The sequence below is a fragment of the Kribbella hippodromi genome, assembly GCF_039531045.1.
GTDB classification, from domain to species: Bacteria; Actinomycetota; Actinomycetes; order Propionibacteriales; family Kribbellaceae; genus Kribbella; species Kribbella hippodromi.
In genome coordinates this window covers 105511-125371 of sequence record NZ_BAAAPH010000021.1, presented here as the reverse complement: position 1 = coordinate 125371, position 19861 = coordinate 105511, and the positions used below count along the sequence as shown (strand labels likewise).

General features: G+C 68.9%; 22 protein-coding genes. 3 read left to right on the top strand and 19 right to left on the bottom strand.

The features are described from left to right. Positions 1 to 12 precede the first annotated feature (12 nt). The 7 genes from coaBC to ABD260_RS28505 form a co-directional block, all read right to left on the bottom strand. Positions 13 to 1251 carry a bifunctional phosphopantothenoylcysteine decarboxylase/phosphopantothenate--cysteine ligase CoaBC gene (gene coaBC, locus ABD260_RS28535; protein WP_344238307.1) on the bottom strand — a complete coding sequence of 413 codons (1239 nt, stop codon included), beginning with the start codon at positions 1249 to 1251 and terminating at the stop codon, positions 13 to 15. 16 nt (positions 1252 to 1267) lie between these two features. Continuing rightward, entirely contained in the window at positions 1268 to 1573 is a 306-nt protein-coding gene (rpoZ, locus tag ABD260_RS28530; protein ID WP_112238107.1) for a DNA-directed RNA polymerase subunit omega, read from the bottom strand. A gap of 2 nt (positions 1574 to 1575) precedes the next feature. Next, positions 1576 to 2310: a guanylate kinase gene (gene gmk, locus ABD260_RS28525; protein ID WP_425553408.1), complete on the bottom strand. Its 735-nt coding sequence runs from the start codon at positions 2308 to 2310 to the stop codon at positions 1576 to 1578. Between the two features lie 44 nt (positions 2311 to 2354). Further along, positions 2355 to 2669, bottom strand: a complete 315-nt coding sequence (gene mihF, locus ABD260_RS28520) for an integration host factor, actinobacterial type (RefSeq protein WP_131463267.1) — start codon at positions 2667 to 2669, stop codon at positions 2355 to 2357. A 72-nt stretch (positions 2670 to 2741) separates the two neighbouring features. Beyond that, entirely contained in the window at positions 2742 to 3116 is a 375-nt protein-coding gene (locus ABD260_RS28515; protein ID WP_344238302.1) for a hypothetical protein, read from the bottom strand. A 177-nt stretch (positions 3117 to 3293) separates the two neighbouring features. Continuing rightward, positions 3294 to 3659, bottom strand: a complete 366-nt coding sequence (locus tag ABD260_RS28510; protein ID WP_344238300.1) for a hypothetical protein — start codon at positions 3657 to 3659, stop codon at positions 3294 to 3296. A 9-nt stretch (positions 3660 to 3668) separates the two neighbouring features. After that, positions 3669 to 4634, bottom strand: a complete 966-nt coding sequence (locus ABD260_RS28505; protein ID WP_344238298.1) for an EamA family transporter — start codon at positions 4632 to 4634, stop codon at positions 3669 to 3671. Between the two features lie 69 nt (positions 4635 to 4703). On the opposite strand from ABD260_RS28505, the gene ABD260_RS28500 reads away from it, so the two are divergent. Next, positions 4704 to 5567, top strand: coding sequence for a LysR family transcriptional regulator (locus tag ABD260_RS28500; RefSeq protein WP_344238296.1), 864 nt, complete (start codon positions 4704 to 4706; stop codon positions 5565 to 5567). On the opposite strand, the gene ABD260_RS28495 is transcribed toward ABD260_RS28500, so the two are convergent. From ABD260_RS28495 to pyrR, 9 genes are all read right to left on the bottom strand, one after another. Continuing rightward, positions 5537 to 6169: a DUF4037 domain-containing protein gene (locus ABD260_RS28495; RefSeq protein WP_344238294.1), complete on the bottom strand. Its 633-nt coding sequence runs from the start codon at positions 6167 to 6169 to the stop codon at positions 5537 to 5539. The genes ABD260_RS28500 and ABD260_RS28495 overlap by 31 nt on opposite strands. Before the next feature lie 112 nt (positions 6170 to 6281). After that, positions 6282 to 7121 carry an orotidine-5'-phosphate decarboxylase gene (gene pyrF / locus ABD260_RS28490; RefSeq protein WP_344238291.1) on the bottom strand — a complete coding sequence of 280 codons (840 nt, stop codon included), beginning with the start codon at positions 7119 to 7121 and terminating at the stop codon, positions 6282 to 6284. After that, positions 7118 to 8188 carry a quinone-dependent dihydroorotate dehydrogenase gene (locus ABD260_RS28485; RefSeq protein WP_344238289.1) on the bottom strand — a complete coding sequence of 357 codons (1071 nt, stop codon included), beginning with the start codon at positions 8186 to 8188 and terminating at the stop codon, positions 7118 to 7120. Before ABD260_RS28485 ends, pyrF begins: the two co-directional genes overlap by 4 nt. Beyond that, complete coding sequence (gene carB / locus ABD260_RS28480) at positions 8181 to 11480, bottom strand: carbamoyl-phosphate synthase large subunit (RefSeq protein WP_344238287.1); 3300 nt, start codon at positions 11478 to 11480, stop codon at positions 8181 to 8183. Before carB ends, ABD260_RS28485 begins: the two co-directional genes overlap by 8 nt. Beyond that, positions 11480 to 12601, bottom strand: a complete 1122-nt coding sequence (gene carA / locus ABD260_RS28475) for a glutamine-hydrolyzing carbamoyl-phosphate synthase small subunit (protein WP_344238285.1) — start codon at positions 12599 to 12601, stop codon at positions 11480 to 11482. The genes carB and carA overlap by 1 nt, the downstream gene beginning before the upstream one ends. Then, positions 12598 to 13095 carry a PH-like domain-containing protein gene (locus ABD260_RS28470; protein WP_344238283.1) on the bottom strand — a complete coding sequence of 166 codons (498 nt, stop codon included), beginning with the start codon at positions 13093 to 13095 and terminating at the stop codon, positions 12598 to 12600. The genes carA and ABD260_RS28470 overlap by 4 nt, the downstream gene beginning before the upstream one ends. After that, positions 13092 to 14384 (bottom strand): dihydroorotase, encoded by a 1293-nt coding sequence (locus ABD260_RS28465; RefSeq protein ID WP_344238281.1) that lies wholly within the window; start codon positions 14382 to 14384, stop codon positions 13092 to 13094. Before ABD260_RS28465 ends, ABD260_RS28470 begins: the two co-directional genes overlap by 4 nt. Further along, on the bottom strand, positions 14381 to 15316 hold the full coding sequence (locus tag ABD260_RS28460) for an aspartate carbamoyltransferase catalytic subunit (RefSeq protein ID WP_344238279.1): 936 nt from the start codon (positions 15314 to 15316) through the stop codon (positions 14381 to 14383). Before ABD260_RS28460 ends, ABD260_RS28465 begins: the two co-directional genes overlap by 4 nt. After that, positions 15316 to 15912: a bifunctional pyr operon transcriptional regulator/uracil phosphoribosyltransferase PyrR gene (gene pyrR, locus ABD260_RS28455; RefSeq protein WP_344238277.1), complete on the bottom strand. Its 597-nt coding sequence runs from the start codon at positions 15910 to 15912 to the stop codon at positions 15316 to 15318. The genes ABD260_RS28460 and pyrR overlap by 1 nt, the downstream gene beginning before the upstream one ends. Before the next feature lie 205 nt (positions 15913 to 16117). Between pyrR and bldD the strand changes: the two genes are divergently transcribed. Then, positions 16118 to 16633 carry a transcriptional regulator BldD gene (bldD, locus tag ABD260_RS28450; RefSeq protein WP_130388461.1) on the top strand — a complete coding sequence of 172 codons (516 nt, stop codon included), beginning with the start codon at positions 16118 to 16120 and terminating at the stop codon, positions 16631 to 16633. Positions 16634 to 16833: 200 nt separating this feature from the next. On the opposite strand, the gene nusB is transcribed toward bldD, so the two are convergent. Together nusB and efp are read right to left on the bottom strand one after the other, a co-directional pair. Continuing rightward, a complete protein-coding gene (gene nusB, locus ABD260_RS28445; protein WP_344238269.1) occupies positions 16834 to 17244 on the bottom strand; it encodes a transcription antitermination factor NusB in 411 nt (136 codons plus the stop codon). 24 nt (positions 17245 to 17268) lie between these two features. After that, positions 17269 to 17832: an elongation factor P gene (gene efp / locus ABD260_RS28440; protein ID WP_344238267.1), complete on the bottom strand. Its 564-nt coding sequence runs from the start codon at positions 17830 to 17832 to the stop codon at positions 17269 to 17271. Positions 17833 to 17979: 147 nt separating this feature from the next. Here efp and ABD260_RS28435 point away from each other — a divergent pair, with 147 nt between their 5' ends. Continuing rightward, the gene (locus ABD260_RS28435) at positions 17980 to 18717 is read left to right on the top strand and encodes a hypothetical protein (RefSeq protein ID WP_344238265.1); all 738 of its coding nucleotides are present in this window, start codon (positions 17980 to 17982) and stop codon (positions 18715 to 18717) included. Here ABD260_RS28435 and fxlM read toward each other — a convergent pair. Next, positions 18695 to 19858 carry a methyltransferase, FxLD system gene (gene fxlM, locus ABD260_RS28430; protein ID WP_344238263.1) on the bottom strand — a complete coding sequence of 388 codons (1164 nt, stop codon included), beginning with the start codon at positions 19856 to 19858 and terminating at the stop codon, positions 18695 to 18697. The two genes, ABD260_RS28435 and fxlM, sit on opposite strands and share 23 nt — an antisense overlap. Between the last annotated feature and the right edge of the window lie 3 nt (positions 19859 to 19861).

The window sequence follows — 19861 nt, the reverse complement described above, 5'->3', positions numbered from 1 at the left end:
CGCGGGCGGGGGTCAGGGCCAGTGGGTGCTTACCAGGTTCCAGATGATGCCGGCTAGGGCGTCTTTGCTGGTGGAGGGGACGGGGAGGGCGGTGCCGGTGCGGTCGAGGATTACGGCTTCGTTGAGGTCGCTGCCGAAGACTTTGCCGCCGGAGACGTCGTTGACGACGAGGAGGTCGCAGCCTTTGCGTTCGAGTTTGGCGCGGCCGAGGTCCAGGACGGAGTGCTGGGCGTCGCCGGTTTCGGCGGCGAAGCCGACGATGACCTGGCCGGGGCGGGCGCGGTCGTGCGAGATGGTCTGCAGGATGTCCGGGTTCTGCACCAGGCTGACGGCGGGTACGGAACCGTCGGCGGTCTTCTTGATCTTGTGCTCCGCGACGTCGGCCGGCCGGAAGTCGGCGGGCGCGGCGGCCATCACGATCGCGTCGGCGTCGGCGGCGCGGCCGGTGATCTCGTCGTACAGGTCGCGGGTGCTGGTGACCGGTACGACCTGGACGCCGGCCGGGTCGGGCAGCTCGGAGTTGGCCGCGACGAGCGTGACCTTGGCACCGCGGGCGGCCGCGATCCGGGCCAGCGCGTACCCCTGCTTGCCGGACGACGAGTTGCCCAGGTAGCGGACCGGGTCGAGGTGCTCACGGGTGCCGCCGGCGCTGATCAGTACGTGCTTGCCGGTCAGGTCGGCGACCGACTGGCCGGCCGCGCGGGCCGCCTCGTCGGCGAGCATCAGCTGGCTGATCGCGAAGATCTCCGACGGCTCCGGCAGCCGGCCGCGGCCGGTGTCGGCGCCGGTGAGCCGGCCGACGGCCGGTTCGAGGACGGTGATGCCGCGGGACCGCAGTGTCGCCACGTTCGCCTGGGTGGCCGGGTGCTCCCACATCTCGGTGTGCATCGCGGCCGCGAACAGGATCGGGCAGCGGGCGGTCAGCAGCGTGTTCGTGAGCAGGTCGTCGGCCAGGCCGTGGGCGGCCTTGGCGATCAGGTTCGCGGTCGCGGGCGCGACGACGACCAGCTCGGCCGCCTTGCCGATCCGGACATGCGGGACCTCTTCGACGTGGTCGAACGGGTCGGCGGTGACCGGCTGCCCGGACAGCGCCGCCCAGGTCGCCGCGCCGACGAACTCCAGCGCGGCCGCGGTCGGCACCACCCGGACGCTGTGCCCGGACTCGGTCAGCCGCCGGAGCAGATCGCAGACCTTGTAGGCCGCGATCCCGCCGCCGACGCCGAGGACGACATTCGGCTTGTGCCTGGGCACCGCGATCCCCGGCGGGTTACTCGGACTTCTCGGCGGCCGCGGCGGCTTCCGCCTCGGCCTCGGGGTCGATGTCGGTGCAGGTCAGCACACCCTCGTTGATCTCGCGCATCGCGATCGACAGCGGCTTCTCCTGGACGTGCGTCTCGACCAGCGGTCCGACGTACTCGAGCAGGCCCTCGCCGAGCTGCGAGTAGTAGGCGTTGATCTGCCGCGCGCGCTTGGCCGAGTACAGCACCAGCTTGTACTTGGAGTCGGTGCGGGTGAGCAGGTCGTCGATCGGCGGCGAGGTGATGCCGATGGCGACGGGCTGGTTGCCAGACAAGTTCAGCTCTTTCCAGAGATGTTGGGTGATCGAATCAACTTTACCAACTGATCGGCCGCCGCCCGAACCGACGCGTTCACGATCGTCACATCGAACTCTTTCTCGGCCGCCAGCTCCAGCACCGCGGTCTCGAGCCGGCGTTCGCGCTCCGCGGCCGTCTCGGTGCCACGACCGACCAGCCGCCGGACCAGTTCGTCCCAGCTCGGCGGCGCCAGGAACACGAACTGGGCCTCGGGCATGGTCTCCCGGACCTGCCGCGCGCCCTGCAGGTCGATCTCCAGCAGCGCGGGCCGGCCGGTGCCGAGCTTGTCCAGTACGGGCTGCCGCGGCGTACCGTACCGGGCCGCCTTGTGCACGACCGCCCACTCCAGCAGCTCACCGGCTTCGATCATCCGGTCGAACTCGGCGTCCGACACGAACAGGTAGTGCACGCCGTGGACTTCGTTCGGCCGCGGCTTGCGGGTGGTCGCCGAGACCGAGATCCAGATGTCCGGGAACCGCTCCCGGATGTCGGCGGCGACCGTGCCCTTGCCGACCGCGGTCGGTCCGGCCAGCACGGTCAGCCGGGCCGGCGGCCGCGCGCCGGTACCGTCCGGGTCGTTCGGCCCGGCCCCGTTCGGCTCGGCGCTGTTCGGCTCGGCGCTGTTCGGCCGGGGGCTGTTCGGCTCGGCGCCGTTCGGCCCGGCGCTGTTCGGTTCGGCGTCGTTCGAGGCTGGTTCGTTCGGAAGCGTGGTCATCGTCACACCAGTGTCCAACGAGCCGGACAGAGTTTCGGTCCGGCTCACTCGGCGAATTCGCGCTCGAGTGCCGCGATCTGGTTCGAACCCAGGCCGCGGACCCGCCGGGTCTCGGAGATCCCGGCCCGCTCCATGATCTGCTGGGCGCGGACCTTGCCGACCCCGGGGATGCACTGCAGCAGCTGACTGACCCGCATCTTGCCGATCACGTCGTTCTTCTGCCCCTCGTGGAGCACCTCCGTCGGGGACGCCCCCGAGTGCCGGATCCGGTTCTTGATCTCGGCTCGTTCGCGCCGCGCCGCCGCGGCCTTGTCCAGAGCCGCCGCTCGCTGCTCCGGAGTCAAAGAAGGAAGTGGCACCGTTTCACCTGTCCCGTTGTATGGCTTCGCAAGGGAACCTAACACGGGTTCAGCCCGAGGTTGGGCCGCGGCTCAGTTCAGGGCGGGGAGATCGACCTTGCAGCTGTCCTTGGCCTGGCTGGTGATGTTCTTGTACGCGGTCATCACGCCGCCGGTCTGCTTGCTCAGCTTGGCCAGCTCGACCGTGTCCGAACCGGCCTGCTTGGCCTTCTCCGCGAACGCCACGACCACGCCCCAGTCGTCCTTCACGTCGGCCGGCGCGGATTCCTGAAGCTTCTTCGCGTCGTCCAGGATCTTCACGTAGTCGACCGGCTTCTGCGGGTCGACGTCGACGGCCTTGGCACCGTACTTGGCCAGGTCCACGCAGTACGCCTGCTCTTCGGTGCAGGCGGTCAGTACGCTGCCGCCGGCGGCCACGGTGGCGAGGAGGGCAAGAGATCGCTTCATCACACCGACGCTACCGGGTGTGACCAACCGATCGGAAACGTATACGTTCCGCTGACAGGCGGCGATGGGACGGCATGGGCAGAGCGTCCCATCACCGCCGGAGTCAGCGTCCGGCGAACAGTCGCCGGTGAACAGCTGCCGGTAATCGGCTACCGGAGATCAGCTGCCGGGGATCAGCTACTTGATCTCGATCTTGCAGGTGTCCTTCGCCTGCTTGGTGATCGCTTCCATCGCGGGCTGGATCTTCGAGCCGTCGCTCTTCGCCAGCTCCATCAGCTTGTTGGTGTCACCCTTGGCCTTCTGCGCCTTGTCGGCGTAGTCGATGACGACCTTCCAGTCGTCCTTCAGGTCGTCCGGCGCCGACTTGGACACCTTCTTGGCCTGGTCCAGCATCTTGCCCACCGCGTCGGCGTTCTTGATGTCGAGGTCCTTCGCCGAGTCGACGTAGCCCTTCAGGTTGTCGCAGTAGTTGCCGCCCGAGCAGGCCGTCAGGGCGCCAACACTCATCGTCACAACGGCCGCGAGGGCTGCCAGCTTCCGCATCGTGTTCCTTCACTTGGTCGCGCGGGAAGCCCGTTGCTCCCCGTCCGCCGACACCTTTCCGAACGCCGGGGTCATCGCGAGCTCCGGCGCGCCGTGAAGAACATCGCACGGCTCGACTGGAACCGGCTTGTGATCTGCCGCGTCGCCTCCGAAGGAGATCGCCACGGCGTTCGCGGACACGATCACCAGGATCGCGATCCAGTCCAGGAGGGCCGGCCGCTGATGCAGTACGACCAGCCCGACAAGCGCGGCCAGTACGGGGTTGACGCTCATGAACACGCCGAAGAACTGTGCCGGTACGCGGCGCAACGTCAACAGATCAAGGAGGAAGGGCACCGCGGACGACATCAGGCCGGCCACCAGCGCGTACGAGACCGCGGCGATCGTCGGCGGGTGATGCAGCAACACGACCACGCCGACCGGCACGTACGCGAGTCCTGACAACCCAGCCGCCACGGCCGAACCGGTTGCGCCGGGCAACTCTCTGCCGACCGTACGGTTGAGCAGGATGTAGAACGCCCAGCAGATCGCGGCGAGCAAACCCAGGCCGATGCCGAAGTAGTCGGTCGTGGCTTGGGGCCGGGTCAGGAGGATGACCGCCGGCGCGGCCGCGAGCGCGCAGATCAGGTCGAGCGCGCGGCGGGAAGCCAGTAACGCGACCGAGAGCGGCCCGAGGAACTCGAGCGTCACCGCGAGGCCGAGGCCGACGCGGTCGATGGAGGTGTAGAGGGACAGGTTCATCACCGCGAAGACCATCGCGAGGCCGATCACGGGCCGCCACTGCCGGGCCGTGATGGAGCGGAGCCGCGGGCGACCGACCACGAGCAGTACGAAGGCGGCGACCCACTGCCGGATCGCGACCACGCCCGCCGGGCCGATCACCGGGAACGCCAGCGCCGCGACGGACGCGCCGATCTGCGTCGAGAGCCCGCTCCCGAGCATCATCGCCACCCCGGCCAGCCGATTTCGCCTCACGATCACCAGGGTCGGCCCGGCGGTGAGATCCGCACAATGCATCGTCCGGCGGATCTATACGCTGAAGTCATGGATATCCGGCAGCTGCGGTGCCTGGTGGAGATCGTGGACTCCGGCACATTCACCGACGCCGGGATCGCACTGGGCGTTTCACAGGCGGCGGTGTCACGCAACCTGCTGGCCCTTGAGCGCGAGCTCGGCGTACGGCTGCTGCACCGGACGAGCCGATCGCTCACCCCGACAGCGGCCGGCGTACGCGTGCTGGCGCGGGCGCGGCACATCCTCGCGGAGCTCGACGAGCTGGTCACGGAGGCGACCACCGGTCACACGCGGCTGCGGGTCGGGCACGCGTGGTCGGCGTTCGGTCGTCATACGCGCGAGTTTCAGCGGCGGTGGGCGACGGCGCATGCGGGCGTCGAGCTGCAGTTGATTCGTACCAACACGACGACGGGTGGGCTGGTTGAGGGGCTGTGCGATCTCGCGGTCGTTCGTACGCAGCTGGACTTGAAACGGTTCGGGCAGGTCTTGCTGACGCAGGAGCGGCGGTACTGCGCGTTGCCGGCGGATGATCCGCTCGCGCGCAAGCGGGGGCTGACGCTGGCGCAGTTGCGGGACCGTACGCTCGTGATCGATCGGCGTACGGGGAGCACAACCGCTGATCTTTGGCCGGCGGATGCGCGGCCGGTGATCGAGTACACGCAGGATGTGGACGATTGGCTGGCCGCGATCGCGTCGGGTCGATGTGTCGGCGTCACGCCGGAGGCGACCACTACGCAGTACCGGCGTGATGGTGTGGCTTACCGGCCGCTGCGGGATGCGCCGCCGGTCGACGTGCACCTGATCTGGCCTCGTGACGATCCCCATCCGGCGATCCAGGCGGCCGTGCGGTTGCTCGCGGAGCTCTACCGGGAGTCGAGCAGCCAGAGCAAGTGACGGCGGTCTGCCGTGCGGTGCAGGACGTTGCGGAGCTGATCGATCCCACCGACGGGCCAGCGGTCGGCGAGGCGGCGTACCTCGGGGTCCTGGATGCCGGCCGCCAGCGCACCCGGGAAGTCACCCCAGACGACTTCGAACGGCCGATCCCACAACCGCTCGACGCCCAGCTCCACCGGCGCGGTGATCACTCGTTTGTTGTGCAACTCCCCCACCGCCCGATAAACCCGGCTCAGCGCCGCCTCGCGCTCCTGCCAGGTCGTTGCGTGCAGCACGGTTTGGAGCAGCGGCGCGATCGCCGGGCCGCAGTCCAATCGATTGAAAGCGGTGCCGAACCACTTGGAGTAGGGCGCGTACGTGCGCTCCATCAGGAAGCACAGCCGCATCAGGTCCTGGACCAGCCGATCGCGTACGCCCTGCAGACCGAGCCCGTCGTGGAACACCGCGCCCGCGGTCACCATCAACAGGTTCGGCTCAGGAAACGTCAACCACTCCCCCGCGGTCGGCTCGCGCTCCACATCCCATCCGAGCTGCTGCCGGAAGTACGCGCCGACCGTGTGCACCTCGACGTACGCCGCCCGGCCCTCGAACCGATCCGGCACCTCGACCTGCAGCTCGACAGGAGGTGTGGGGTGGTTCGGCCTGATCGGGCCATTCGCTGAGCCTGACCGTGGTCGGGGAGGCGGGACACCTCCTGTCGAGATGCAGATTTGGTTAGTAGCCCAGGACCGTTCTGTACGCGTCGTTGGTGCGGGCGGCTGCTTCTTGGAGGGCGGTGGGGTTGGGGCCGGCGGCGAGGATTTCGCGGGAGCTGGACGGGACTACGTTGCGGACTGCTGCGCCGAAGACCTTGGTGAGGCCCTCCGCGGTGCCGCCCTGGGCGCCCAGGCCGGGGGCCAGCAGGGGGCCGTTGATGTCCAGGTTCTCCGCGGTCGAACTGATGGTGGCGCCAACGACCGCGCCGAAGGAACCGAGGTCGTCCGCGTCGGCGTTCAGTTCGCGCAGACCGTCGAGGACGGCACCGGCGACCGTGACACCGTCGGCGGTGCGGGCAGACTGGAACTGCGGTCCTTCCGGGTTGGACGTGAGCGCGAGTACGAACAACCCGGCACCCGCCGCGCGGGCCTCGTCGATCGCCGGTTGCAATGAGCCGAAGCCGAGGTACGGGCTGACTGTCAGCGCATCGCAGGCGAGCGGGCCCTTCTCCGCGAGGTACGCCGACGCGTACCCGGCCATCGTCGTACCGATGTCACCGCGCTTCGCGTCGATGATCACCAGGGCGCCGGCCTCGCGAAGCTGGATCGTGGCCTGTTCGAGGACCGCGATCCCGGCCGAGCCGAAGCGCTCGAAGAACGCGGACTGCGGTTTGAACACCGCTACCCGGTCGGCGAGCGCGTCGACGACGCCGTACGTGAAGGCGGCGAGGCCTTCGGCCGTGTCCGGCAGGCCCCAGGCGTCCAGCAGGTGCGCGTGCGGGTCGATGCCGACGCAGAGCGGGCCGCGGGCGTCCATCGCCGACCGCAGCCGCGCGCCGAACGGTTTGTTGTTGCTCATGGCAAGCTCCTGTTGAGTTGGCGGATCAGGCCGGGGCCGCGGTAGATCAGCCCGCTGTACACCTGGACGAGACTGGCGCCGGCGTCGAACAGCCGGGTCGCGTCGGACGGTTCGAGGATGCCGCCGACGCCGATCATCGGAAGCGCTCCCCCGGTCTCCGCGTGGATGTGGGCGACCACTTTCGCCGAGATCTCGGCGAGTGGACGGCCGGACAGGCCGCCGGTTTCGCCGGCCAGCGGGTGGCCGGTGACGCCGGGGCGGCCGATGGTGGTGTTGGTGGCGATGATGCCGGCGACGCCGACGTCGGTGCAGACCTGCAGCAGCTCGTCGATCGCCGAGGTGGTCAGGTCGGGGGCGATCTTCACCAGGATCGGTTTGGGTGCCAGCCCTCCGACGCTGAGCGATGCAGCCTCGGTGTGGAGGGCGTTTAGTAGGTCGCGGAGGTGCGCGGCGTCTTGCAGTTCGCGCAGTCCGGGGGTGTTCGGGGAGGAGACGTTGACCGCGAAGTAGTCGCCGTAGCGGTAGAGGCGGCGGAGGGAGGTTACGTAGTCCTCGACCGCTTCTTCCAGTGGGGTGATCTTCGATTTGCCGATCGAGATGCCGAGCGGGTAGCCGAGTTCGCCGTACGCGGCCAGGCGGTCCGCGAGGGCTGCGCTGCCGAGGTTGTTGAAGCCCATCCGGTTGATCACGGCTTCGTGCTCTACCAGGCGGAACAGGCGCGGTTTCTCGTTACCGGGCTGCGGGTGCGCGGTGACGGTGCCGACCTCCACAAACCCGAACCCGACGGCGGGCCAAGCACGCAGAGCAACCCCGTTCTTGTCCATTCCCGCCGCTAGTCCGACAGGAGACGGAAAGCGCACCCCAAATACCGTCCGCCCGGAGGCGCCCCCGAACAGGCGGGTGCCTGCTCGGGGTGCGCCCGGGATTTGGCCGAGGAGGCGGAGGGCCTTGAGGGTTTGCTCGTGGGCTACCTCCGCGTCGCCTTTGCCCAGGCGGTACAGCACCGGGCGTACGAACCGCTCGTACGCGGACCGGCGTCGTACCGCCTGTACCGACTGCTCAGGCACCGTTGATCCTGGTGACCCAGTCCTGGAGGGAGCGGACGCCGATGTTGCCGGCGCGCTGGGACTCGATGCCCTGGACGGCGGCGGCCAGGCCCTGGACGGTGGTGATGCACGGGATGTTGCGTGCCACCGCCGCGCTGCGGATCTCGTACCCGTCGAGTCGTGGCGAACCGCCCTGGGTGATCCCGATCGGCGTGTTGACGATCAGGTTCAGCTCACCGTCCTGAACCATCTGCACGATCGTCGGCTCACCGTTCGGCCCCGGCCCCTGACTGCTCTTCCGGACCGTCACGGCCTCGACCCCGTTGCGCCGCAGCACATCCGCGGTGCCTTCGGTCGCGTAGATCTGGAAGCCCAGATCGGCGAGCCGCTTGACCGGGAAGATCATGTGCCGCTTGTCCCGGTTCGCGACCGAGACGAACACCTTCCCGGCGCCCGGCAGCGGCTGCGACGCCCCCGCCTGCGACTTGGCGAACGCGGTACCGAACGTGTCGTCGATCCCCATCACCTCGCCGGTGGACCGCATCTCCGGCCCAAGCACGGTGTCCACGGACGTACCGTCGATGGTCCGGAACCGGTTGAACGGCATCACGGCTTCCTTCACCGCGATCGGCGTCGTCGGCGGCAGCGTGCCACCGTCACCGGACGCCGGCAGCAGCCCCTCGGTCCGCAGCTCGGCGATCGTCGCGCCGAGCATCACCCGGGCCGCCGCCTTCGCCAGCGGCGTCGCGGTCGCCTTCGACACGAACGGGACGGTACGGGACGCCCGCGGGTTCGCCTCGAGTACGTACAGCACATCGCCCGCGAGCGCGTACTGCACGTTCAGCAGCCCGCGGACGCCGACACCGCGCGCGATCGCCTCGGTGGAGCGGCGGATGTTCTCGATGTCCGCGTTCCCGAGCGTGATCGGCGGCAGCGCGCAGGACGAGTCACCGGAGTGCACGCCGGCCTCTTCGATGTGCTCCATCACGCCACCGAGGAACAGCTCGTTGCCGTCGTACAGGCCGTCGACGTCGATCTCGACCGCGTCGTCGAGGAAGCGGTCGATCAGCACCGGGTGCTCGAACGCCTCGCCACCACCGAGCCGCTCCAGCGCCGCGCTCAGCTCGGCGGGGCTGTACACGATCTCCATCCCGCGCCCACCCAGCACGTACGAGGGACGAACCAGCACCGGGAAGCCGATCTCCTCGGCGATCAGATGCGCTTCGCCGGGCGACAGCGCGGTGCCGTGCTTGGGCGCCGGCAGCTCCGCGTCCGCGAGCACCTTGCCGAACGCGCCGCGCTCTTCGGCCAGGTGGATCGCCTCCGGTGACGTCCCGACGATCGGTACGCCCGCGTCGGCGAGCCGCTGCGCCAGGCCGAGCGGGGTCTGGCCACCCAGCTGGACGATGACTCCGGCGACCGGGCCGGCCTGCAACTCGGCGTACACGATCTCGAGCACGTCCTCGCAGGTGAGCGGCTCGAAGTAGAGCCGGTCGGAGGTGTCGTAGTCGGTCGAGACCGTCTCCGGGTTGCAGTTCACCATGATCGTGCAGTAGCCGGCTTCGCGCAGCGCCATCGACGCGTGCACGCAGGAGTAGTCGAACTCGATCCCCTGGCCGATCCGGTTCGGGCCCGAGCCGAGGATCAGGACGGCCGGTTCGGACCGCGGCGCGACCTCGGACTCCTCGTCGTAGGACGAGTAGTGGTACGGCGTCTCTGCCTTGAACTCGGCCGCGCAGGTGTCCACCGTCTTGTACACGGGCCGGATGCCGAGCGCCTGCCGTACGCCCCGGACCACATCCTCGGTCAGGCCGCGGATCTCGGCCAGCTGCAGGTCGGAGAACCCGTGCCGCTTGGCCAGCTTGATCACGTCCGGCGTCAGCCGCGGCGCCGCGGCCACCTGCAGCGCGGTCTCGTGGATCAGGAACAGCTGGTCCACGAACCACGGGTCGATCTTGGTCGCGTCGAAGATCTGCTCCGGCGTCGCACCGGCCCGGATCGCGTCCATCACCAGCCGGAGCCGGCCGTCCCGCGGCGTCTTGATTGCCTCCAGCAACGGGCTGAGCTCGCCCGGCGCACCGGCCCAGGAGAACCGCGCCTCCGGCTTCTCCAGCGACCGGAGCGCCTTCTGCAGTGCCTCGGTGTAGTTCCGGCCGATCGCCATCGCCTCGCCGACGCTCTTCATGTGCGTGGTCAGCGTCGAGTCCGCGGCCGGGAACTTCTCGAACGCGAACCGCGGCACCTTCACCACCACGTAGTCCAGCGTCGGCTCGAAGCTGGCCGGGGTCTGCCGGGTGATGTCGTTCGGGATCTCGTCCAGCGTGTACCCGATCGCCACCTTCGCGGCGATCTTCGCGATCGGGAAGCCGGTCGCCTTCGACGCCAGCGCCGAGGACCGCGACACCCGCGGGTTCATCTCGATCACGATCAGCCGGCCGTCCGCCGGGTTCACCGCGAACTGGATGTTGCAGCCGCCGGTGTCCACCCCGACCTCGCGGATGATGCCGATCGCCAGGTCCCGCATCACCTGGTACTCGCGGTCGGTCAGCGTCATCGCCGGCGCCACCGTGATCGAGTCACCGGTGTGCACGCCCATCGGGTCGACGTTCTCGATCGAGCAGATGATCACGACGTTGTCGGCCTTGTCGCGCATCACCTCCAGCTCGTACTCCTTCCAGCCGAGAATCGACTCCTCGATCAGGACCTCGGTGGTCGGGCTGGCATGGAGTCCGGCGCCGGCGATCCGGCGCAGGTCGGCCTCGTCGTACGCCATCCCGCTGCCGACGCCACCCATCGTGAACGACGGCCGCACCACCAGCGGGTACCCGAGCTGCTCGGCGGCACCCATCACGTCGTCGATCGTGTGGCAGATCACCGACCGGGCGACCGAGGCGCCGAGCTTCTCGACGATGTGCTTGAACGACTCGCGGTTCTCGCCGCGCTGGATCGCGTCGACGGAGGCACCGATCAGCTCCACGCCGTACTTCTCCAGCACGCCGTTCTCGTGCAGCGCGATCGCCGCGTTCAGCGCCGTCTGGCCGCCGAGGGTGGCGAGCAGCGCGTTCGGGCGCTCCTTCTCGATCACCTTCTCGACGTACTCGGGCGTGATCGGCTCGACGTACGTGGCGTCGGCGAACTCCGGGTCGGTCATGATCGTCGCCGGGTTCGAGTTCACCAGGACGACGCGGAAACCTTCCTCCCGCAGGACCCGGCAGGCCTGCGTACCGGAGTAGTCGAACTCGCAGGCCTGGCCGATCACGATCGGGCCGGAGCCGATCACCAGCACCGACTCGATGTCTGTGCGCCGCGGCATCAGTTCCGTCCTTCCATCAGCTCAACGAAGCGGTCAAAGAGGTACGCCGAGTCGTGCGGGCCGGCCGCCGCCTCGGGGTGGTACTGCACCGAGAAGGCGAGCACCCGGCCGTCACGGCCGGTCAGCTTGAGCCCTTCGACCACGTTGTCGTTCAACGACACGTGCGAGACCTCGGCAGTGCCGTACGGCGTCTCGACTGGCCCGTCCAGCGGTGCATCCACCGCGAAGCCGTGGTTCTGCGCGGTGATCTCGACCTTGCCGGTCGCCCGGTCGAGCACCGGCTGGTTGATGCCGCGGTGCCCGTACTTGAGCTTGAACGTGCCGAGGCCGAGCGCCCGGCCGAACACCTGGTTGCCGAAGCAGATCCCGAAGTACGGCTTGCCCTGGTCCAGCAGTTGTTCGAGCAGCGTGGTCGGGTGCTCGGTGGTCTCCGGGTCACCCGGGCCGTTGCTCATGAAGATGCCGTCCGGGTTCACCGCCAGTACCTCTTCCAGCGAGGCGGTGGCCGGCAGTACGTGCACCTCGATGCCCCGCTCGGCCATCCGCTTCGGGGTCATCGACTTGATACCGAGGTCGAGCGCGACCACGGTGAACCGCTTCGTGCCTTCGGCCGGGACGACGTACGCGTCCGCGGTGGTGACCTGCTCGGCGAGGTCGGCGCCGGCCATCGCGGGCTGCTCCAGCACCTTCTTCAGCAGCTCGTCCGGGTCCAGGATCTCGGTGGAGATCCCGGCCCGCATCGCGCCGCGTTCGCGCAGGTGCCGGGTCAGGGCGCGGGTGTCGATGCCGGCGATGCCGACGATCCCCTGCGCCTGCAACTGATCGTCGAGGGAACGGGTGGCGCGCCAGTTCGACGGGACGCGGGCCGGGTCACGGACGACGTACCCGGCGACCCAGATCTTCTGCGACTCGTCGTCCTCGTCGTTGATGCCGGTGTTCCCGATGTGCGGCGCGGTCTGGGTGACGATCTGCCGGTGGTACGAGGGGTCGGTCAGTGTCTCCTGGTAACCGGTCATCCCGGTGGTGAACACCGCCTCGCCGAACGTTTCTCCGGTCGCCCCGTACGACGTGCCGGTGAACGACCGGCCGTCCTCGAGGACGAGCAGCGCTGGCTGGCTCATTGTGCTCCGATCAAGGTCGAGATGGATGCGGTCAGGGCGGCGGTGTCGGCCTTGCGACGCGGGCGGAACCCGGTGTCGAACTGGTGGCCGTCATGGGTCCAGGTGACCACCACCAGGCCGGACTTCTCCGCGGTCACCTTGCCGGCGATGCCACGGTCGGTCCGGACCCCGGTGAGGTGGTCCGCGGGGATGAACACGTCCGCCGCGCCCTGCCGGTGGAAGATCAGGCCGTCCGCGCTGACGGCCAGGTCCGCGACACTGCGGACCCCGAGTTCGTGCACGGCGATCCGGTCCATCCAGTCGCCGGCGGCGGTGGTCGCGACGTACACGCCCTCGGTACCACGAGTTTTCGCCGCGCCGGATTCTGGGGGAACCACTGGCAGCGGCGCCAGATCGGCCTGCCGGGACTGGCGGTTGCGCCAGCCCCGGAACATGCCGAAGTAGGCAGCCGCCAGGACCAGCAGCGTGCCCAGAATGCCCAGTGCAGCCTTCACTGGGTCAGCTCACCGTTCAGTACGGTCGGCACCCCGCGCAGGAAGGACGCGACGACCTTGCCGGGCAATGTCATCCCCTCGAAGGGCGTGTTCCGCGACAGCGAAACCGACGCGTCCGGTACGACGGTCTGCTCGACTGTGGGGTCGTAGAGCACGATGTTCGCCGGGGCACCCGCCTCGAGCGGCCGTCCGTGCTCGGACGCCTGCCCGATCGCGGCCGGCCGGTAGCTCATCCGGTCCGCGACATCGGCCCAGGTGAGCAGCTTGGTGTCGATCATCGCGTGCTGGACGACGCTCAGCGCCGTCTCTAGTCCGGTCATCCCGAACGCGGCCGCGCTCCACTCGCAGTCCTTGTCCTCGACCGGGTGCGGCGCGTGGTCGGTGGCGACGATGTCGATTGTTCCGTCGGCGAGGCCCTCCCGGACCGCTTCGACATCGGCCTTCGTACGCAGCGGCGGGTTGACCTTGTAGACCGGGTTGTACGAGGCGGCCAGGTCCTCGGTCAGCAGCAAGTGGTGCGGCGTGACCTCGGCCGTCACCTCCAACCCGCGGCGCTTGGCGGCGCGGACGATCTCCACCGAACCCTTCGTGGACAGGTGGCAGACGTGCAGCTTCGACCCGACGTGCGCGTTCAGCAGGATGTCGCGGGCGATGATCGCCTCCTCGGCGACACTCGGCCAGCCGGTCAGTCCGAGTACGCCGGAGAGCGCGCCTTCGTTCATCTGCGCGCCCTGGGTCAGCCGTGGCTCCTGCGCGTGCTGCGCGATGACACCGCCGAACGCCTTCACGTACTCGAGCGCGCGGCGCATCAGCGCGGCGTCCCAGACACAGTCGCCGTCGTCGGAGAACACCCGGACCCGGGCCGCCGAGTCCGCCATCGCGCCGAGCTCAGCCAGCTGCGTACCCTGCCGGCCGACCGTGACCGCGCCGATCGGGTACACGTCGGCGTACCCGGCGTCACGGCCGAGGCGCCAGACCTGCTCGACCACGCCGGCGGTGTCCGCGACCGGGTCGGTGTTGGCCATCGCGAACACCGCGGTGAATCCGCCCTTGGCAGCCGCGCGGGTGCCGGTGAAGACCGTCTCGGCGTCCTCCCGGCCGGGCTCGCGCAGGTGGGTGTGCAGGTCGACCAGGCCGGGCAGCGCGACCAGCCCGGCGGCGTCGATCGTGGTGACGTCCGCGGGCGCGTCCAGGTCGGTGCCGGTGGCAACGATCTCGCCGTTGCCGATCAGCAGGTCCGCCACCTCACCGCCCAGTACCTTGGCGCCGGTGATCAAGTATGAGCTCATGCGGTGGGTTCTCCTTCATTGCTTCCGGACAGCAGCAGGTACAGGACGGCCATCCGGATCGCGACGCCGTTGGTGACCTGTTCGACGATCACCGACCGGGTCGAGTCCGCGACCTCGGCGCTGATCTCCATCCCGCGGTTCATCGGGCCGGGGTGCAGCACGATCGCCTCGTCGGGCAGCTGCGCCATCCGGTTCTTGTCCAGCCCGTACCGCCGGGTGTACTCGCGGGCACTCGGGAAGAACGCGTCGTTCATCCGCTCCCGCTGCACCCGCAGCATCATCACCGCGTCGCTCTTCGGCAACGCCGAGTCCAGGTCGTACGAGGTCGCGCACGGCCACTGGGACATGTCGACCGGGAGCAAGGTCGGCGGGGCGACCACCGTGACGTCGGCGCCGAGCGTGGACAGCAGCAGCACGTTCGAGCGGGCCACCCGGGAGTGCAGTACGTCGCCGACGATCGTGATCCGGCGGCCCTCCAGCGAACCCAGGTGGCGGCGCATCGTGAACGCGTCCAGCAGCGCCTGCGTCGGGTGCTCATGAGTACCGTCACCGGCGTTCACGACCGAGCCGGTCAGCCAGCCCGACGAGGCCAGCAAGTGCGGCGCGCCGGACGAACCGTGCCGGCAGACCACCCCGTCCGCGCCCATCGCCTGCAGCGTCAGCGCGGTGTCCTTGAGGCTCTCGCCCTTGCTCACGCTGGAGCCCTTGGCGGAGAAGTTGATCACATCCGCCGACAGCCGCTTGGCGGCCGCCTCGAACGAGATCCGGGTCCGGGTGGAGTCCTCGAAGAACAGGTTCACCACGGTCCGGCCGCGCAGCGCGGGCAACTTCTTGATCGGGCGGTCGGCCAGCGACCGCATCTCCTCGGCGGTGTCGAGGATGTGTTGCGCCTCGTCGCGGCTCAGGTCGGCCGCGCTCAACAGGTGCTTCATCAGCCCTGCACCCCCTTGTCGGCGATCAGGACGGCGTCCTCGCCGTCGAACTCGTTCAGGTGCACGGTGACCCGCTCCACCAGTGAGGTGGGCAGGTTCTTGCCCACGTAGTCGGCGCGGATCGGCAGCTCCCGGTGGCCACGGTCGACCAGGACGGCGAGCTGGACCGCGCGTGGGCGGCCGAGGTCGCCGAGCGCGTCCAGCGCCGCGCGGATGGTGCGGCCGGAGAAGAGCACGTCGTCGACCAGGACCACGACCTTGCCGTCGATCCCGTCCGCCGGGATGTCGGTGTGCTCGAGACCGCGCGGCGGCTTGAGGCCGATGTCGTCGCGGTACATGGTCACATCGAGTGACCCCGTGGGCACGCTCTGCCCCTCGACCGCTTGGATGCGGGCGGAGACGCGCTGCGCCAGCGGGACCCCGCGAGTGGGGATGCCGAGCAGGACGACCGGGTCGGCGCCGCGGTTGCGCTCGAGGATCTCGTGCGCGATCCGGGTCAATGCCCGGGATATGTCGGAAGCGTCAAGGACCTCGCGGCTGCCGCGTGCGGCCGGCCGGGTGACCTCGGGTTGCTCTGCGCTCTGGGCAGGGCTCATCGCTACCGTTCCTCCTTTCCTGCCTCTCTGGACAGGTCTTTAAAGGACGTTCGGACCGCTTGACATGGTATCGGATGTGACACGCCGTCTTGACGCTGGCCTCTGGCCCGGAATATTGTTACTCTGTGTAATCGAGGGGGGTTTAGCGTCCGGACCGTTCCGGAGGGCCGGACATGACAGAAACTAGTCGGAGGGAAGAACCAGCGTGCCTAGCGAATACGCGAAGACACTGGGTGGCAAGTTGCGCGCCATCCGCCAGCAGCAAGGTTTGTCGCTGCATGGCGTAGAAGAGAAGTCCAAGGGTCGCTGGAAGGCGGTCGTCGTCGGCTCGTACGAGCGTGGCGATCGAGCCGTCACGGTCCAGAAGCTCGCCGAGCTCGCCGATTTCTACGGCGTGCCGATCCGGGAGCTGCTGCCAGGCTCCGCCAGCGCGGCGGCCGCGGCTGCCGCTCCGCCCCGGTTGATTCTCGACCTGGAGGCCCTGCAACACCTCGACGCGAGCGAGGCGGGTCCGCTGACGCGGTACGCCGCCACGATCCAGGCTCAGCGCGGGGACTACAACGGAAAGGTGCTGTCGATCCGGCAGGACGACATGCGGACCCTCGCGGTGATCTACGACGAGTCGCCGACGACGCTGACCGAGCGCTTCATCTCCTGGGGTGTCCTGAACCCCGAGGCGAAGGGTGACGTCGAGGAGTCGTCCGAGGCCGCCGGCGCCTGACGGAGGCACTAGACGGTCGGGGCTTGTAGCAGCTGGCCCGCGGCCGCCCGCCTTCGCCGGCAGATCAGTACACGGGGACGCAACGCCGGCCCGGGACCGTAACGAGACGGTCACCGGGCCTGAGATCCACCTTGCGATCCAACCTGAGGTTCAGGAGAGGGCTCGCCCCCCTCGTTCCTCGGCCGCCCCAGCTCGTGCCTTCAGCCGCCGAGCGTGGGCTTCAACTGCAGCAGCCGGGCCAGCAGGCCGTTCACGAACGCCGGGGACTCGTCGGTCGACAGGTCCCGCGCCAGCGCCACGGCTTCGCTCACCGCCACCACGTCCGGCACCTGGTCGTCGAACAGCAGCTCGTACGTGCCGATCCGGAGAATGTTCCGGTCCACCGCCGGCATCCGGTCCAGGCTCCAGCCGACCGAATGCGTCTCGAGCAGCTCGTCGATCTGCGCGCTGTGCTTCGCCACTCCCTCGACCAGCGCCACGGTGAACTCGTTCACCGGCGGGTCGTTGTCGGCCACCCGGTCGGCCAGGGTGCCACCGACCGGCAGCCCCCTGACCTCTGACTCGAACAGCACGTCCAGTGCGCGCTTGCGGGCCTTGCTACGGGCAGACATGTTCGGTTGTCAGCTTTCCGGTGCTCAGGAGGTGACGCGACCGAGGTAGTCACCCGTGCGGGTGTCCACCTTGACCTTCTCGCCAGTGGTCAGGAACAGCGGGACCTGGATGTCGTACCCGGTCTCCAGCCGCGCGGGCTTGGTGCCGCCGCTGGACCGGTCGCCCTGCAGACCCGGCTCGGTGTACTCGACCACGAGCTCGACCGAGGCCGGGAGCTCGACGTACAGCGGGAGGTCCTCGTGCACGGCGACGATCGCGTCCTGGTTCTCCAGCAGGAAGTGCGAGGCCTCACCGACCACGTCGGGCTGGATCTGGAGCTGCTCGTACGTCGACTTGTCCATGAACACGTACGCCACGCCGTCGTTGTACAGGTACGTCATGTCGCGCTTGTCGACGGTGGCGATGTCCACCTTCACGTCGGCGTTGAAGGTCTTGTCCACCACCTTGCCGGACAGCACGTTCTTCAGCTTGGTGCGGACGACGGCGCCGCCCTTGCCCGGCTTGTGATGCTGGAACCAGACGACGGACCAAAGCTGCCCGTCCAGGTCGAGCACCATGCCGTTCTTGAGGTCGTTCGTCGTTGCCACGCGGGTAAGCCCTTCGAAATCGATCAGCGGTAACAGCAGATTGTAGCGTTCGGAGGCCGCTTCCTCCGATTCGCTCCGGGACAGCTGACCCGGTGACCCGTAGGCTGACACCTCAGACCCGTCCACCGAGGCCCCGGGAGGCGAGCGATGACGGAGTTCGTGATCTTCGTCGTGGTGATGATCGTGGTCAGCCTGATCACCAAGGCCCGGCAGAAGTCCACCCGGCCGAACGGTCAGCCGAACCCGAAGATGCAGGCCCTGATCGAGCGCCTGCAGGCCCAGCAGGGCCTGAACCAGCCACCCCAGCAGCACCAGGGCCAGTACACCCAGCCGGCCGCGCCGCAACAGCAGCCAGGTGGGTACGCGCCGCCGGCCCAGTACCAGCCGGCCCAGTACCAGCCTGCTCCGTACCAGCAGCCGCTGCAGTACCAGCAGCCCGTGCAGTACCAGCAGCAGCCGCCCGCGCATGTGCCGCCGCAGAACAACCTGCCGCGGCCGCAGCAGGATCTCGACGCCCAGGTGCGGGCCCTGATGCAGGCAGGCAACGAGGTCGGCGCGATCCGGCTGCTGAGTGACGAGCGCGACCTGGGCATCCTCGAAGCGCAGACGTACGCGCGCTCGCTGGTCGCACCGAAGACCACGCCGGCGTCCACGAGCTCAACCGCCACGACTGCTGCCGAGGACTCCGAGCAGGACGACACCAGGTACATCGGCTCGGCCGCGATCTCGGAGTCGATCTTCAACCTGGACGACCGGGATGAGAACGTCTGGGCCAGCGGCTGGGTGGACAAGCCCGAGCCGGACGACCGGTCCGACATCGACGAGCTCTGGCAGACCGTCGGCAACCCACCGCGCCCTGGGACTACTCCCCCCAGCTCACAGTGACGTAGCTGTCCCGCCGGGGGACGTGAAACCCCGGCGGCAACGCGGCTCCAACCGGATGCACCTGAAACGCCGGTCCGGGCCCATGCCGCACTCCCCGGTCCCACAACCGAACCTGCTCCAGCATCCGGCTCGTCAGTCGACCAGCACCTGCACCGTGCCCCACGCACACCAGCTCAACCTGTGTGTCACCCGGACGGCCCCGAGTGGTCAGGTAAACCAGACTGTCCGCGGTAGTCACCGCAGCAACCCACGACCACTCCCCTCCGGTCATCACGCAGTACCCGGGCAGTGTGCTCGCCAGCCAGAGATAGAGGTCCAGCAGCGGCTCCTCCCGGCCCACGTGCACTCCTGACCGCACCTGCTTCGCCGGCAGCTTCAGTACGTCCTCCGGCGGACGCGGCTCGTTCTCCTGGTCCTCGTCGTACGTCAGGCCGGTCTCCCCGAACGGAGTGCTCCGTTCGTAGTGCGCACCAGCGCCCTGCATGCTGACGAATCCGCACAGCGTCGTGGACCGGCTCTCCAGATGGTCACCGACCCGGTCAAACGCTATGGACCGCGTCTGTGCCCGCAACCGCAGTGGTACGACGATGCGCCCGTCCGGCCGAAGCTGACTCAGCCAGGCGGACGCGATGTCCCACGCGGTCACTGTCACCACGATCCGGTCGTACGGAGCGCCGGCCGGATCACCGTACGCGCCATCGGCCCGCACCACGCGTACGTCGCCGTACCCCGCGTCGTCGAGGGATGCCCGCGCCCGGTCCGTCACCTCCGGGTCGATGTCGACAGTCGTCACCGCACCGCCCGGACCAGCCAGCTCACGGAGCAGTGCGGCGTTGTAACCACCCGAGCCGATCTCCAGTACGCGATCACCCGGCCGGACCGCGGCCTGCTCCAGCATCAGCGCCATGATGCTCGGCTGGGACACCGAGCTGATCACGGCACCTGTCTCGTCCCGCTTCATCAGCACGACGTCATCGGCGTACGCGACGTCCAGCGGCGCCTGCGGTACGAACAGATGCCGAGGCACCGCTTGGAACGCGGCCGCGACCCACTCGTCGTGCAGCGTGCCCTCCGCGAGCAGGTGCCGGATCAGGGCCGCACGCAACGACGCCGCCTGCCGCGAGTCGTCACCCGGTCCCATGGC

What these genes read in the sequence shown, in the direction of transcription:
- ABD260_RS28510 (WP_344238300.1), bottom strand. Translation starts at nt 3,659, where the DNA reads ATGCGGAAGCTGGCAGCCCTCGCGGCCGTTGTGACGATGAGTGTTGGC.
- fxlM (WP_344238263.1), bottom strand. Translation starts at nt 19,858, where the DNA reads ATGGGACCGGGTGACGACTCGCGGCAGGCGGCGTCGTTGCGTGCGGCC.
- gmk (WP_425553408.1), bottom strand. Translation starts at nt 2,310, where the DNA reads ATGACCACGCTTCCGAACGAACCAGCCTCGAACGACGCCGAACCGAAC.
- ABD260_RS28435 (WP_344238265.1), top strand. Translation starts at nt 17,980, where the DNA reads ATGACGGAGTTCGTGATCTTCGTCGTGGTGATGATCGTGGTCAGCCTG.
- pyrR (WP_344238277.1), bottom strand. Translation starts at nt 15,912, where the DNA reads ATGAGCCCTGCCCAGAGCGCAGAGCAACCCGAGGTCACCCGGCCGGCC.
- carA (WP_344238285.1), bottom strand. Translation starts at nt 12,601, where the DNA reads ATGAGCCAGCCAGCGCTGCTCGTCCTCGAGGACGGCCGGTCGTTCACC.
- ABD260_RS28460 (WP_344238279.1), bottom strand. Translation starts at nt 15,316, where the DNA reads ATGAAGCACCTGTTGAGCGCGGCCGACCTGAGCCGCGACGAGGCGCAA.
- ABD260_RS28465 (WP_344238281.1), bottom strand. Translation starts at nt 14,384, where the DNA reads ATGAGCTCATACTTGATCACCGGCGCCAAGGTACTGGGCGGTGAGGTG.
- nusB (WP_344238269.1), bottom strand. Translation starts at nt 17,244, where the DNA reads ATGTCTGCCCGTAGCAAGGCCCGCAAGCGCGCACTGGACGTGCTGTTC.
- carB (WP_344238287.1), bottom strand. Translation starts at nt 11,480, where the DNA reads ATGCCGCGGCGCACAGACATCGAGTCGGTGCTGGTGATCGGCTCCGGC.
- pyrF (WP_344238291.1), bottom strand. Translation starts at nt 7,121, where the DNA reads ATGAGCAACAACAAACCGTTCGGCGCGCGGCTGCGGTCGGCGATGGAC.
- ABD260_RS28500 (WP_344238296.1), top strand. Translation starts at nt 4,704, where the DNA reads ATGGATATCCGGCAGCTGCGGTGCCTGGTGGAGATCGTGGACTCCGGC.
- ABD260_RS28515 (WP_344238302.1), bottom strand. Translation starts at nt 3,116, where the DNA reads ATGAAGCGATCTCTTGCCCTCCTCGCCACCGTGGCCGCCGGCGGCAGC.